This window comes from Sulfitobacter guttiformis, assembly GCF_003610455.1.
Taxonomy (GTDB): Bacteria; Pseudomonadota; Alphaproteobacteria; order Rhodobacterales; family Rhodobacteraceae; genus Sulfitobacter; species Sulfitobacter guttiformis.
The window spans coordinates 569976-583456 of record NZ_RAQK01000002.1 but is presented as its reverse complement, the minus strand read 5'-3'; the positions used below and the strand labels follow the sequence as shown (position 1 = coordinate 583456).

The window sequence follows — 13481 nt, the reverse complement described above, 5'->3', positions numbered from 1 at the left end:
AACAGCGTGCCATCCGCGGGAGGCGGGTGGCACGTTTGGCGGTATCGTCCGCGACAAAAGCTTTGGTGCACAGCGCGAGTTGCACCGCTCTTAGGGAGAATGTGAAATGCCAAAGGACAGTGGTATCGGCGCCAGCAGCAAGCGGCGCGAGGACATCCGGTTTTTGACCGGAGAAGGCAATTACACCGATGACATCAATGTACGGGGGCAGGCATATGTCTACTTCCTGCGCTCGGACGTGGCGCACGGCACGCTCAATTCCGTCGATACCTCGGCAGCGGATGCTATGCCGGGTGTGGTCAAGGTTTTCACCGGTGCCGATTTCGAGGCCGTAGGTTCGGTCCCTTGCGGCTGGCAGATAACTGACAAACACGGCCAACCGATGCAAGAGCCGCGCCATCCGGTGTTGGCCCATGGCAAGGTCCGCCACGTAGGCGAGCCGATTGCCGCGGTCGTGGCCGAGACGCTGGAGCAGGCGCGTGACGCCGCCGAGGCGATTGTCCTCGACATCACCCACTTGCCGGCTGTTGTGAATATGAAGGACGCCGTCAAGGAAGGCGCCCCAAAAGTGCACGATGATCTGACATCGAACCTGTGCTATGACTGGGGTTTCGTTGAGGAAAACAAAGCGGCGGTCGACGCCGCGTTCGAGGAAGCTGCGCACGTAACCACTCTTGAGTTGGTGAACAATCGCCTTGTCGCCAACCCGATGGAGCCGCGCGTGGCAGTGGGGGATTACGCCCGTGGTACAGGCGATCACACGCTTTATACTACCAGCCAGAATCCGCACGTGATCCGTCTGCTGATGGGTGCATTTGTTCTGGGCATTCCCGAGCATAAGCTGCGCGTTGTGGCCCCCGACGTGGGCGGCGGTTTCGGCACAAAAATCTTCCATTATCAGGAAGAAGCCTTTGTGACTTTCGCTGCTAAGGCCTGCAACCGTGCGGTCAAATGGACTTCATCGCGGTCCGAGGCGTTTATGTCGGATGCCCATGGTCGCGACCATGTGACCAAGATTCAGCTCGCCTTGGACAAGGACAACAACTTTACCGCGCTGCGCACCGATACTTACGCAAACATGGGGGCGTATCTTTCCACATTCGCACCGTCCGTGCCGACGTGGCTGCATGGCACTTTGATGGCGGGCAACTATAAAACGCCGCTGGTGTATGTGAACGTCAAGGCCGTGTTTACCAACACTGTGCCTGTTGATGCCTACCGTGGGGCAGGCCGCCCCGAGGCCACATACCAGCTTGAGCGGTTGGTCGATAAGGCCGCACATGAGCTGAAGGTCGATCCGATCAAATTGCGGCGCCAGAACTTTATTATGGAGTTCCCGTATCAGACACCTGTGGCGGTGGAATACGACACAGGCGACTACGTGGCGACAATGGACAAGCTCGAAGAGATGGCCGACATCCCCGGATTTGCCGCACGCCGCAAGGCCTCCGAGGCGAAGGGCAAGTTGCGCGGCTTTGGCGTCAACTGCTACATCGAGGCGTGCGGTATTGCGCCCTCCAATCTTGTGGGGCAACTGGGTGCGCGTGCGGGTCTGTTTGAATCCTGCACAGTACGGGTTAACGCTACGGGCGGATTGGTCGTCATGACAGGTTCACACAGCCACGGGCAGGGGCACGAGACGTCCTTTGCACAAGTGGTCGCGGATATGATCGGCATCCCCGAGGATATGGTCGAGATCGTACACGGTGACACCGCAAACACACCCATGGGGATGGGCACCTATGGTTCTCGCTCACTTGCAGTGGGCGGCTCTGCTATGGTTAAGGCGACAGAAAAGATCATTGCCAAAGCGACCAAAATTGCCAGCCACCTGCTGGAAGCATCTGAGACAGATGTGGAGCTGAAAGACGGTGCGTTTACTGTAGCCGGCACCGATAAATCCGTTGCATGGGGCGAGGTGACACTCGCTGCCTACGTGCCTCACAACTATCCGCTGGAAGAGATAGAGCCGGGGCTGGAGGAAACGGCGTTCTATGATCCGTCGAACTTTACTTATCCCTCCGGTGCGTATGCCTGCGAGGTCGAGCTTGATCCAGAAACAGGACAAGTGACGGTCGAGCGGTTCTCGGCGGCAGATGATTTCGGAAATGTCGTCAATCCAATGATCGTGACCGGACAGGTCCACGGCGGTCTGGCGCAGGGAATCGGGCAGGCATTGCTCGAGAACTGCGCCTATGACAGCGATGGCCAGTTGCTGAGCGCCAGCTATATGGATTATGCTATGCCGCGTGCCTCGGATCTGCCGTTCTACGACGTGGACCATTCCTGCCAGACGCCCTGTACGCACAACCCATTGGGCGTAAAAGGCTGTGGAGAGGCGGGAGCAATTGGATCGCCCCCTGCGGTGATTAACGCGGTGCTGGATGCGATGCGCTCCGGCGGTAAGGACATCGGGCATATCGACATGCCTGTGTCCCCCCACCGTGTCTGGGAGGCGATGAACGGCTAACGTGTCTGCGGGAAGGGTGTCTCTTATCCTTCCTGCTTCCGTTGCCTTTGATGAAGTTTAGGCGGGCGCTGCGCGCTTTTGAGTTAATAGGAAAAATGAATGGGGACAGTCCTGCCCGATAATTGGTCGACTGCCGCATTGAAAGGAAGACAAGATGTATAATTTTGATGTGGAGATGCCCACGACAGTTGCGGATGCCGTCAAGGCATTGGCGCGCGAAGAAGCCCAGCCGCTGAGCGGGGGACAGACATTGATCCCGACGCTCAAGGCGCGTTTGGCGGCACCGTCGGTTCTGGTGTCGTTGCACGGCATCGCTGAGATGAAAGGTGTATGCAAAAACGACGCAGGCCAGTTGTGTATCGGTGGGGCGACCACCCACGCGACAGTAGCTGCACAAGCGGCGGCGGACTATCCGGGGTTGGCCTCTTTGGCGGCCCGCATCGGTGATCCGGCAGTACGCAACCGCGGCACGATTGGCGGCTCTGTTGCCAACAATGACCCGTCAGCCTGCTACCCAGCGGGTGTTCTGGCGTCTGGTGCAACTGTGATCACCAACAAGCGTGAGATTGCAGCCGATGATTACTTCCTCGGGATGTTCGAGACAGCGCTGGAAGAAGGCGAAATTGTTACCGAGATCAAGTTCCCGATCCCGCAGGCATCCCATTACGAGAAGCACTTGCAGCCTGCCTCGCGCTTTCCGCTGGTTGCTGTTTTCGTAGCGAAATTTGCAGACGGTGTGCGGGTTGCAGTAACGGGCGCGTCCGAAAATGGCGTGTTTCGCTGGACCGAGGCAGAAGCAGCACTCAGCGGCAACTTCTCGGCAGAGGCTTTGGCAGGACTTACTCTTTCCGGTGACCAGATGATCAGTGATTTGCATGGATCGGGCACCTACCGCGCCCATCTGTGCGGTGTAATGACCAAACGTGCGGTAATTGCCATAAACGGCTGATAAATAAAGACCAAATAGCGATAGTTTGTAGGTTGATAGCCGCGCCACCGTGCGCGGCTATCTCATTTCGAAGCTGTGATATTGCATATCATCGGAACTAAGCGCCAAGTCTGGTGTTGAATAAGGCGGTGCCATTGCGGCGTTGCGTTCACTTTCCGAAGGAATTTGCATGACTGGTATTCTCAAAACATCAACCTCGATCGGCCTCATCATGTTGATGGGTTTGCCATCCGTTACGTTCGCACAGGCGGCATGTGGCACGGGGGAATTTCCCTGCGCTCTGACAGATGGAACTGTTGTGCAGACAGAGGACGACCTCGCGTCTGCGATCGCTGCGACACAAGCTGAAGTCGATGCGCAAGCACAGGCAGCCGAGCAAGCACAAGCGGCTGCTGATGCCGAAGCCGATGCAGCAGAGGCGCAAGCGGCAGAAGAACTTGCTGCTGCCGAAGCACAAGCTGCTGCTGCAGCCGAGGCAGACGCAGCTGCGGCGCTAGCTCAAGCCCAGGCGGACGAAGCGAAAGCTGAGGCGGATGCCCAAGCAGCCGCTGACGCTCAAGCTGCGGCTGATGCGCAGGGTGATGCAGACGCTCGTGAAGCAGCCCAAGCTGAAGCTGACGCCGCTGTCGCCGAAGCTCAAGCTGCCGAAGCCCAAGCTGCGGCAGATGCCGAAGCACAGGCCGCATTGGAAGCCGAAGAAGCCGCGACTGCTGCTCAGGCCGAAGCGGAGGCCGCTGGTGTAGAGGCGCAAGCAACAGCCGATGCCGAGGCCCAACGAGCTGCTGAAGCAGAAGCACAAGCTGCCGCTGAGGTTGAAGCGGATGCAGCTGTTGAGGCAGAAGTCGCTGCCGAAGCCGAAACTGCGACAGAAAAAGAAGCTGCGGACGCTGAGGCTGCAGCACAAGCGCAGGCCGACGCCGATGCACAAGCTGCCGCCGAAGCGCAAGCTGCCATTGATGCAGAAGCCGCTGCCGAAGCTCAAGCTGCTGCAGACGCCGCGCCAGAGCCTACAGAAGAAGAAGCCGCTGCCGAAGCCGAGCGCGTTGCCGCCGAAGACCAGCAGCGTATCGAAGCGCAAGCCGAGCGTGCGCGCGAAGAGGCACAATCGCTTGCCGCGGCACAGGCTGACGAGGCAGAAGGCGAGGTTGTTACCGAAACCGTCGCAGTTGATGATGTGCGCTCCTCCAGCGAAGAATTCGAAACTGCTGTGACTTCGACAACCGCCGCAGCACCAGCCGAACGCGAAGGGTTGAGCAAATTCGAAAAAGCCTTGCTACTCGGTCTTGGTGCTGTCGTTGTCGGGTCTGTCCTGAACAATGGCGACGAAGTGAAAAGCAACTCCGGAGACCGTGTGATCGTCGAGCGTGATGGCGAGCTGCGTGTGCTTAAGGATGACGATGCCCTATTGCGCCGTCCCGGCAATGATGTCCGGACCGAAACCTTCAATGACGGTTCGAGCCGTACAATCGTAACCAAGCCAGATGACACACGCATCGTGACCATTCGCGGTGCGGATGGCACTGTGTTGCGCCGTTTGCGGGTTATGCCTGACGGGCAGGAGTATACGCTGTTCGATGATACCGTAGAAGAGCGCGAGATCGTCGTAAGCCGTTTGCCGCAATACTTCGCGCCCAGCCAGAAGGCTGGTGCGGTAGAGGAAGGCGAATTGCGTGCTGCCCTTTTGGCACAAGCGTCCGGTGACCGTGGCGCGGCGTATTCGCTGCGACAGATTCGCGACATCCGCCAAGTGCGCGCATTGGCGCCGGAGGTCGAGTTGGACGCGGTACGCTTTGCCAGCGGTTCTTCCGCAATTGCGCCCGAACAGGCGCGAAGCCTGTCACGTCTTGGTGCTACTCTGCGTGATTTGATTGCCTCTGATCCGCGCACTGTGCTGTTGGTCGAAGGGCACACAGATGCGGTTGGAGATGCCGGCTACAATCTCGCATTGTCGGATCGCCGTGCCGAGACTGTTGCTCTGGCGCTTACAGAATATTTCGGTGTGCCAGAGGAAAATATGATCGTGCAGGGGTATGGCGAGAGCCAGCTTAAGGTTCAGACCCTTATCGCAGAGCAGGCGAACCGTCGTGCGGTTGTGCGCAACATTACGGAATTACTCCGCTAAAACGAATAAAGCCCTGACCATATCTGGTCAGGGCTTTTTGCTGTCTTGCGGCAGGATCGTGATAATTCAAGAACCGCTGCGTGCCGAAAGGGTTATTTGGGCAAAGGCCCGATCAGCATAACCATTTGCCGGCCTTCCATCTTTGGAAAGTTTTCTACCTTACCCTGATCTTTGGTGTCCTCGGCAACACGTTCGAGCAGTTCACGGCCCAAGTTCTGGTGCGCCATTTCACGGCCACGGAAACGCAGGGTGATCTTTACCTTGTCGCCATTTTCGAGAAACTTGTACACGTTCCGCATCTTTACTTCGTAGTCATTGGTGTCGGTGTTCGGGCGGAACTTCACCTCTTTGATCTCGATGATCTTTTGCTTCTTGCGCGCTTCGGCCTCACGCTTTTGCGTCTCGTATTTGAACTTGCCGAAATCCATGATTTTGCAAACGGGCGGGTTCGCATTTGGCGAGATTTCAACAAGGTCGAGCCCTGCTTCCTCAGCCATTTCCATGGCGCGGGCCGGTGTCACGACACCAGCATTTTCGCCATCTGCGCCAATCAGGCGGATTTCGTTGGAGCGGATAAATTCATTAATGCGCGGGCCGGTGTCACGTTGCGGCGGAGCGTTATGGGGTCTGCGAGCGATGATGGAGTTCCTTTGATGGTGGTATTACCAATTCGAGAAGATAAACCCGCAGTGTCCTCCATTCAAGGCGAAAATCATGCTTGCTTGCGCGGGAATGCTGCGTTTTCCCCTTGAACCTGCGGACACGCATGCGCATTTGGGCCGCAATGGTGCGTAAATCGGCGTTTTGTCGTTTGCGCCTCGAAATAAGGGGAAGAGATTATGAAAAATATTGTTTGGATAGTTGTTGCAGCCGTGATCGCGATTGGCGGTTACCTGCTTTATTCCGGGCGCAGTGTGCAGGAAATGGCAACAAAAGCCGCCGCAGAAGCGACAGCCGCCGCAGAAGCCACCGCTGCAGCTGCCGCAGAAGTAACTGCCGCTGCCGAAGCCGCTGCCGAGAAACTGGCAGCCGAGGAAGCTGCTGCAGAAGCTGAAGCAAAAGCCGCTGCAGCCGAAGCCGAAGCACAGGCCGAAGAAGCACGCGCAGCAGCTCAAGCGGCTGCTGACGCTGTAGAGGCCGAAGCTGCCGAAGTTGCAGCACAAGCTGAGGCCGCCGCCGTAGAGGCCGCCGCCGCCGCAGAGCAGAGTGCAGCTGATGCGGCACAAGCTGCTGAAAATGCAGCCGCCGAAGTCGCAGCAACCGCGGAAGCTGCCGCAGCGCAGGCCGCTGCCGCCGCACAAGCCGCCGCAGCAGAGACAGTCACGTCCGAAACACCCGCACAGACCGCGCCCGATGCATCCACCCAAGCCGCAGCACAGGCAGCAGCAGTCGGAACAGTTGCAGAAGGTGCGGACATGTCCGAATTGCTAACTGTGGACGGTTTCAACCTCGCACAGGTATCCGCCGTGATCGAAGGCTCCGATATGGGGGCCGTGCAGAAAAACTTGCTGACCCAAAGTCTTACAGTAGCACAAGACAATCCTGAGCTGCTGGGCATCGCATTGGAGCAATTGCGCAAAGCGTTGGGCATGTAACCACTACCTTCAACAGATAAGCTGTTTGATCGACCGCTGTCTGAAATTTTTGAAAGCCGCTCCTGAACGGGGCGGCTTTTTTCGTCCGGGACGCATTAGCGTGCAAAGGGCAGGGCGATATTGCTGGAGGCGCCAAGCACGCGGTGCAGGCATGCGGCAATCACAAGGAGGCTGATCGCCAACCAGAGCGCTCCCCAGAGCATGGCAGTGCCGCCAAATGCCTCAGCCAGCATATAGGCGTCCGAGCGTTGGGACGCGCGCGCAATCGTATCGTCGAATATGTCATAGGGGACATAGATGAGGCTACTGAGGCCGATGACCCGCAGGGCCAGATCATTTGCGCCATGCCCCAAAAAACGCGCCATGGTAAGCAGCGACAACCCCGCACCGAGACAGAACGCAGCCGCAAACAGATCGCGCACGAATAAAACCGCTACCGCCAACATGACCGCCCCCAGAATTGCAATCACCCCGCGATCGGCAGTGCTGCGGAGTGCTACCATCAACAGCATGACACCTAGCACAAGCGATCCTAGATAACCGGCAGTAAGGATGACAAACAGATTGCCGCCCCGCGTAATCGCGAATCCGCCCTGATCGGGCGAAAGCGATATCTGGACCACCGAGCCGCCAGTCAGCAATGCGGCGAGGGCATGTGACAGTTCGTGCAAAAAAACGATCAGGATTTTGAGCGGCACGACGACCGGCGTTTGCCAAAATGCAAAGACAACACCGGTGAGCACCAGCAATTGCCAGTGGGATTTGAAATAAGTCATCGGTCCAGAACGCCTGCGGGCGCTGCAAATGTCAATTCACAGCGCCCGCACGTCTTTGTTTTTGGTCCGGCTCAGCCGACAAATGCCTTTTCAACCACATAGTGTTTTGGATCCGAGTTGGCACCTTCCTGAAGGCCGAAACCCTCAAGGACCACTTTGATATCCGTATTCAATCCCATGGAACCGCAAACCATCGCGCGGTCCTCACCAACGGTGATACCGTCAATCCCCAGATCCGTGAACACCGTGCCATCCTCGAGCAAGGTAGTGATGCGTCCCATCTTTGCGGAGTTCTCGCGCGTGGTTGTGGGATAATAGCGGATTTTCGCAAGGTTCTCGACACCGATCAGTTCTTGCATCATCTCGTCTGCTTGCAGGTCTGCGATCAGCTTGCGGGAATACTCAAGTTCGGCCACATCGCGGCAGGTATGAGTGACGATAACCTGCTCGAATTTCTCGTATGTCTCAGGCTCGCGCAGCAGCGATGCAAAGGGCGCAAACCCCGTACCTGTTGAAAACAGCCACAGCCGCTTTCCTGGCAAAAGGGCGTCGTGGACCAGCGTGCCTACAGGTTTCGGGCGCAAAATGATCTCGTCACCAACAGCGATATGTTGCAGGCGTGAGGTCAGCGGACCATCCTGCACCTTGATGGAATAAAACTCCAACTCGTCATCCCACGCAGGAGAGGCGATAGAATAGGCGCGCAGCAGAGGCTTTACCTTACCCGTTTCCGGGTGTGGGTCACCCATCAGGCCGATCATCACAAACTCCCCAGAGCGAAAGCGCAGGCTTGTCGGGCGTGTCACGCGAAATGAAAACAGGCGATCTGTCCAATGGGTCACGGAAGTCACAGTCTGCGCATCGGGCAGCGTGGGGACGGCTTTTGCGGTGTCGGTGGTCACTGGTTTTTGCTCGGTCATGATTTCTCCGCAGAGCGATGCTCCGCAGTCCTTTTCTTAGATAAATGAAGGCACAGGTGCAATGCGCAGCGATGCCGCGCGCGGCCCGTGCTGCAAGCGCGGATCAGCCGCGCAGTCGTGCCTGATAATTGTTGTCCTGCCAATCGGCGCGGAAGGCCCATTGATCGGCAGGCTGGCGGGCCGCAAGAGCATCGTCAATCTCGACTTCGTCAAAACCGCTGCGCCGCGCCATGGCGTATTGATCGGCTAATACATGCCCTTTGGCACGCAAACGGCCAGTATAGCCGCGCAAACGCAGAGCACGGGCAATGGTGAAGCCGCGACCGTCAGCCGAAGACGGGAAGTCAACGCGGATCATCTGAAGTGCAGGCGTGAGGGTCACCTCTTCGGGCGCGGTGTCGGAGGACAAATCGATTGCAGCACAATCGTTCGCGGCCCCGCCGCCGCAAAATCCCGCAGTCCAGTCGTCGGTTTGAAAACCTGTATCGGTAACAATCACGCTCATGTCGGTGCTCCTGTACGTACCATTTTGCCATCCACAAAATGGATGCCGCATTCTTCTTTTTGCTGGCCGCGCCAGCGTCCCGCCCGGGGGTCTTCGCCAGTTTTTACCGGCGAGGTGCAAGGTGCACAGCCGATCGACGGATACCCCTGTGCCACCAAAGGATGGCGAGGCAGCGCGTTCTCGGCCATATATTCCTGCACATCTTCAGAGGTCCAATGCGCCAGCGGATTAACCTTGATCCGGCCCGTTGCCGCCTCAACCTCGAACGCGGGTAGTTCGGCGCGTGTGCCCGACTGGAACCGCTTGCGCCCCGTAATCCAGCCATCAAACCCTTCAAGTGCGGCATTGAGCACTTGGGTTTTGCGCAAAGAGCAACAAGCATCGGGATCGCGCAGGTGCAATGTGTCATCAGGATCAGCCGTTGAGGTGTCGGCGCGCAAGACCCGCACCCTGTGCAGGCCCAATTTGCGCGCAACCTCGCGCTGATAGGCCAGCGTTTCGGGAAACAGCAACATGGTGTCGATGAACAGCACCTGCACATCAGGCTTTACCGTAGCCGCCAGATGCAACAGTGCAACGCTCTCCGCACCAAAGCTGGACACAAGCGCCAGATTGGGCGCAGCCTGAAATGCACGCCGCAGCACATCGGCTGCAGCGTGGTGTTTTAGCGCGGTGTTGAGGGCATCAACACGCGCATTAAGGTGCTGATCAAGCGGCATTGGCTTTTGCCTGTGGGTAAAGGGCTGCCTTGAACGGGGCGAGGCCGGTGCGACGGTAAGTTTCGAGGAAGGTCTCGGTCCGCTCGGTGCGGATATCCAGATAGGCCAGAACCAGACGCTCTATCGCGGGGATAATCTCGTCCGCCGAGAAGCCGGGGCCTGCACGCTCGCCGATGGCGGCATTCTCTGACCCGTCGCCGCCCAGTGTGATCTGGTAGTTTTCCACGCCTGCACGGTCGAGACCAAGGATACCGATATGGCCAACATGGTGGTGCCCGCAGGCATTGATGCAGCCGGAGATCTTGATCTTGAGCGGGCCGATATCATGCTCGAGCTTGAGATCGTCAAATCGGGTCGCGATCTCTTGTGCGATAGGAATCGAACGCGCAGTCGCCAATGCGCAATAGTCCATGCCCGGGCATGCAATGATGTCCGAAATCAGGCCGATATTTGCTGTGCCAAGGCCCGCTTCCTTGATGCGCGCATGAAGAGCAGGCAGGTCCGAGCGGTGCACATGGGGTAGAATTACGTTCTGCTCGTGGCTGATGCGCAGCTCGTTATGCCCAAATTCTTGTGCCAGATCCGCCATGACGCGCATCTGCGCGGAGGTCGCATCCCCCGGCGTGGCACCATGAGCCTTGAGCGAGATCGAAACGATGGCATAACCTGACGCCGCATGGTCGCTCAGGTTCGTATCTGCCCATGCGCGAAACACCGGATCATTGGTGTAGGCAGCTTCATAGGCACCCAGAGCCTTGTTCACAAACGCAGGCTTGGCAAAATCCGCCTCGATTCGCGCCAGCATCTGCTGGTCCACACCGGTGAACTGGGGCCGGATCAGCGCATAGCGCGCATCCGCGCGGGCCCGAATGTCCTCGATGCCGTTCTCGTGCACGGTGATTTTGATCCGCGCCTTGTATTTGTTATCGCGCCGTCCCAGCAGGTTATAGACCGAGACGATGGCCTCCAGCGTGGGCAACAGGTCTTCGGAGGCGACAAATTCGTAAAGGACCTTGCCGATCATCGGCGTACGGCCAAGGCCCCCGCCAACGATGACCTGATATCCGCGCTCGCCTTCCTGCTCAACGATTTGCAGACCGATATCATGCGCTTTGAGCACGGCACGGTCATGCGGTGCGCCGGATACAGCGACTTTGAACTTGCGCGGCAAAAACTGGAATTCGGGGTGGTCGGTTGACCACTGACGGATAAGTTCGGCCACAGGGCGCGGGTCGGCGATCTCATCCGCTGCCGCACCCGCGAAATGGTCTGCCGTCACGTTGCGGATGGTGTTCCCGGAGGTTTGGATCGCGTGCATGTCCACTTCGGCCAACGCATCAAGCATGTCCGGTACATCGCGCAATTCGGGCCAGTTATACTGAATGTTCTGGCGTGTGGTGAAGTGGCCATAGCCCTTGTCCCACTTGTCCGCAATGTCGGCGAGTCTGTGCATCTGCGCGCCATTGAGCGTGCCATACGGGATCGCAACGCGCAGCATATAGGCGTGCAGCTGAAGGTAGAGACCGTTCATCAGGCGCAGCGGCTTGAACTCGTCTTCGGTCAGGCTGCCGTCGATGCGGCGCTCCACTTGTGCGCGGAACTGTGCATTGCGGCTGCGCAGGAAATTATCGTCAAATTCGGTATAGGCGTACATCAGATGTGCTCCCTTTTGCCATGTGCATAGTTGGACGGTCCGGTCGCGCGGAACGCTTCGCGGAAATGGGTGGTTTCGATGCCGCCATCGGAGGTATCTACCGGACTGAGGTAGACGCCTACAACAGTTGCCACCTGTGCCGAGGCCTCCAGCAAGCGGATGTCGGCATCAGCCTCGTCAGTCAGCACTTCTGCTTCCGACAGGCTACGGACCCAATCGGTGCCGTTGAGATAGACAACATCGCCTACAAGTAAATCATTGGCGGTGATGACTGACGGTTTGAAAGATTTGGTCATTATGCAAACTCCTCGAGTTTGAGAGTAGGGAGAGCGGCAAGGGCAGCACGCGGCGCAAGCCCTAGAAAAGTAAGGGCGGGACCGGACAGGTTTGCCGCCTCCAATGCAGAAGGAAGCACATCGAGCGTCGTCTCGATCACCCGCTGGTCAGGGCGCGAGGCATTCTCGACCAAAGTCACAGGCGTGTGCCGGTCGGCGCCGTGCATTAACAAACGTCCCTGTATAAAGCGGGCAGACTTCTTACCCATATAAATCGCCGCCACCTCGCCGGTGCGCGCAAGCGCGGACCAATCGTGATCGGCGAAACCGCGGGTGTCATGGCCCGTCAGAAACCTGACGGAGGCATTGCGCCCGCGCCGCGTCAGGCTTTGCCCGATGGCGGCAACAGCGGCAGAGGCGGAAGTGATGCCCGGCACAATGTGCCAGCCGATGCCTTCTGCGTCGACAGCGTCGATCTCCTCGTCTAGACGCCCGAACACGGTCGCATCGCCGGATTTAAGGCGGACAACCTGCGCTCCGGTCTTTGCGTGCTCCACCAATAGCGCATTGATGTGCTCCTGCGGGGTCGAGGGGCCAAAGCCCTCTTTGCCGACGTCAACCATTACGGCCTCACGGCGGGCAAGCTCCAGTATTTCGGGAGTGATCAAGCGGTCGTAGATTACTACATCAGCCTCGTCGAGCGCGCGGCGGGCCTTGAGGGTCAGAAGCTCCGGATCGCCGGGGCCACCACCGACAAAAGCCACATGCCCTGCGCGGGCCGGTTTCGTTAGATGGGTGTCGAGAAGCGCCTCAAGAGCCGGCAAAATATGCGCCTCGCCTTCGCCGATCGCCTTGGGACCAGTATTGAAATAATAGTCGCGCCAGAAATCACGGCGCGGGCGGCCGAAGGGCAGCGCGTTTGCCGCATCACGGAACGTCTTACCGATACGCGCCAACGTCCCCAGCGATTGTGGCAAGCGCTCCTCGAGATCTGCCTTGATGGCACGGGCCAGAACCGGTGCGGCCCCTTCGGTGCCGATCGCGATGGTCACGGGATCACGGTCAACGATAGCTGGGGTGATGAACTGGCTGTCGTGCAGGTTGTCGACGATATTGACCAAGGCACCACAGGTCATGGCCAGATGTGCGGTGCGCGCATCCTCAACTTCGTCCTCGGAGGCGGCGTAAAAGAGCTTTGCGCAAAGGGCATCGCCGTAATCCATTGCTCGGGTCACAAGGGTCAGGCGGTTTTGATGATGCCACTGCTCGATCTCGGGTGCGGGATCGCTGGCAAATACTGTAATCTTGGCAGATGATTTCATCAAAATGCGCAGCTTTGCCAATGCAGCATCGCCACCTCCGGCCACAATGATGCGGGCGGTTTTGGTTGCGATGAAAATGGGGAAGTGGTCCATGGCGCTGCTCCTCTGCTTTCGTTAGGTCATATATAGAACTTTGTTCTGTATTTACGCCATATGGCCGAATACATAAGGACA

At 58.2% G+C, this 13481-nt stretch carries 12 protein-coding genes; 4 read left to right on the top strand and 8 right to left on the bottom strand.

The genetic code is table 11. The features are described 5' to 3' along the window. Positions 1 to 106: 106 nt before the first annotated feature. From C8N30_RS15420 to C8N30_RS15410, 3 genes are all read left to right on the top strand, one after another. On the top strand, positions 107 to 2470 hold the full coding sequence (locus tag C8N30_RS15420; protein ID WP_025061899.1) for a xanthine dehydrogenase family protein molybdopterin-binding subunit: 2364 nt from the start codon (positions 107 to 109) through the stop codon (positions 2468 to 2470). 154 nt (positions 2471 to 2624) lie between these two features. Beyond that, positions 2625 to 3419, top strand: coding sequence for an FAD binding domain-containing protein (locus tag C8N30_RS15415; RefSeq protein WP_025061900.1), 795 nt, complete (start codon positions 2625 to 2627; stop codon positions 3417 to 3419). Positions 3420 to 3588: 169 nt separating this feature from the next. Continuing rightward, on the top strand, positions 3589 to 5541 hold the full coding sequence (locus C8N30_RS15410) for an OmpA family protein (protein ID WP_037967848.1): 1953 nt from the start codon (positions 3589 to 3591) through the stop codon (positions 5539 to 5541). 92 nt (positions 5542 to 5633) lie between these two features. Here the strand turns inward: C8N30_RS15410 and infC are convergent, their stop codons facing one another. Further along, a complete protein-coding gene (gene infC / locus C8N30_RS15405; RefSeq protein WP_249038046.1) occupies positions 5634 to 6092 on the bottom strand; it encodes a translation initiation factor IF-3 in 459 nt (152 codons plus the stop codon). A gap of 288 nt (positions 6093 to 6380) precedes the next feature. Between infC and C8N30_RS15400 the strand changes: the two genes are divergently transcribed. After that, positions 6381 to 7136, top strand: a complete 756-nt coding sequence (locus C8N30_RS15400) for a hypothetical protein (protein ID WP_025061902.1) — start codon at positions 6381 to 6383, stop codon at positions 7134 to 7136. Positions 7137 to 7231: 95 nt separating this feature from the next. Here C8N30_RS15400 and C8N30_RS15395 read toward each other — a convergent pair whose 3' ends face one another. The 7 genes from C8N30_RS15395 to cysG all read right to left on the bottom strand — a co-directional run bounded on the left by C8N30_RS15395 (position 7232) and on the right by cysG (position 13400). Then, positions 7232 to 7912 carry a M50 family metallopeptidase gene (locus C8N30_RS15395; RefSeq protein ID WP_025061903.1) on the bottom strand — a complete coding sequence of 227 codons (681 nt, stop codon included), beginning with the start codon at positions 7910 to 7912 and terminating at the stop codon, positions 7232 to 7234. 71 nt (positions 7913 to 7983) lie between these two features. Further along, positions 7984 to 8832: a ferredoxin--NADP reductase gene (locus tag C8N30_RS15390; RefSeq protein WP_025061904.1), complete on the bottom strand. Its 849-nt coding sequence runs from the start codon at positions 8830 to 8832 to the stop codon at positions 7984 to 7986. Positions 8833 to 8935: 103 nt separating this feature from the next. Continuing rightward, entirely contained in the window at positions 8936 to 9337 is a 402-nt protein-coding gene (locus tag C8N30_RS15385; protein WP_025061905.1) for a DUF934 domain-containing protein, read from the bottom strand. Then, positions 9334 to 10056, bottom strand: coding sequence for a phosphoadenylyl-sulfate reductase (locus C8N30_RS15380; RefSeq protein ID WP_025061906.1), 723 nt, complete (start codon positions 10054 to 10056; stop codon positions 9334 to 9336). Before C8N30_RS15380 ends, C8N30_RS15385 begins: the two co-directional genes overlap by 4 nt. After that, positions 10046 to 11710: a nitrite/sulfite reductase gene (locus C8N30_RS15375; protein ID WP_025061907.1), complete on the bottom strand. Its 1665-nt coding sequence runs from the start codon at positions 11708 to 11710 to the stop codon at positions 10046 to 10048. The genes C8N30_RS15380 and C8N30_RS15375 overlap by 11 nt, the downstream gene beginning before the upstream one ends. Next, complete coding sequence (locus C8N30_RS15370; protein WP_025061908.1) at positions 11710 to 12006, bottom strand: DUF2849 domain-containing protein; 297 nt, start codon at positions 12004 to 12006, stop codon at positions 11710 to 11712. The genes C8N30_RS15375 and C8N30_RS15370 overlap by 1 nt, the downstream gene beginning before the upstream one ends. After that, positions 12006 to 13400: a siroheme synthase CysG gene (gene cysG / locus C8N30_RS15365; RefSeq protein ID WP_025061909.1), complete on the bottom strand. Its 1395-nt coding sequence runs from the start codon at positions 13398 to 13400 to the stop codon at positions 12006 to 12008. Before cysG ends, C8N30_RS15370 begins: the two co-directional genes overlap by 1 nt. Positions 13401 to 13481 lie beyond the last annotated feature (81 nt).

What these genes read in the sequence shown, in the direction of transcription:
- C8N30_RS15420 (WP_025061899.1), top strand. Translation starts at nt 107, where the DNA reads ATGCCAAAGGACAGTGGTATCGGCGCCAGCAGCAAGCGGCGCGAGGAC.
- C8N30_RS15415 (WP_025061900.1), top strand. Translation starts at nt 2,625, where the DNA reads ATGTATAATTTTGATGTGGAGATGCCCACGACAGTTGCGGATGCCGTC.
- C8N30_RS15410 (WP_037967848.1), top strand. Translation starts at nt 3,589, where the DNA reads ATGACTGGTATTCTCAAAACATCAACCTCGATCGGCCTCATCATGTTG.
- C8N30_RS15400 (WP_025061902.1), top strand. Translation starts at nt 6,381, where the DNA reads ATGAAAAATATTGTTTGGATAGTTGTTGCAGCCGTGATCGCGATTGGC.
- C8N30_RS15395 (WP_025061903.1), bottom strand. Translation starts at nt 7,912, where the DNA reads ATGACTTATTTCAAATCCCACTGGCAATTGCTGGTGCTCACCGGTGTT.
- C8N30_RS15390 (WP_025061904.1), bottom strand. Translation starts at nt 8,832, where the DNA reads ATGACCGAGCAAAAACCAGTGACCACCGACACCGCAAAAGCCGTCCCC.
- C8N30_RS15385 (WP_025061905.1), bottom strand. Translation starts at nt 9,337, where the DNA reads ATGAGCGTGATTGTTACCGATACAGGTTTTCAAACCGACGACTGGACT.
- C8N30_RS15380 (WP_025061906.1), bottom strand. Translation starts at nt 10,056, where the DNA reads ATGCCGCTTGATCAGCACCTTAATGCGCGTGTTGATGCCCTCAACACC.
- C8N30_RS15375 (WP_025061907.1), bottom strand. Translation starts at nt 11,710, where the DNA reads ATGTACGCCTATACCGAATTTGACGATAATTTCCTGCGCAGCCGCAAT.
- C8N30_RS15370 (WP_025061908.1), bottom strand. Translation starts at nt 12,006, where the DNA reads ATGACCAAATCTTTCAAACCGTCAGTCATCACCGCCAATGATTTACTT.
- cysG (WP_025061909.1), bottom strand. Translation starts at nt 13,400, where the DNA reads ATGGACCACTTCCCCATTTTCATCGCAACCAAAACCGCCCGCATCATT.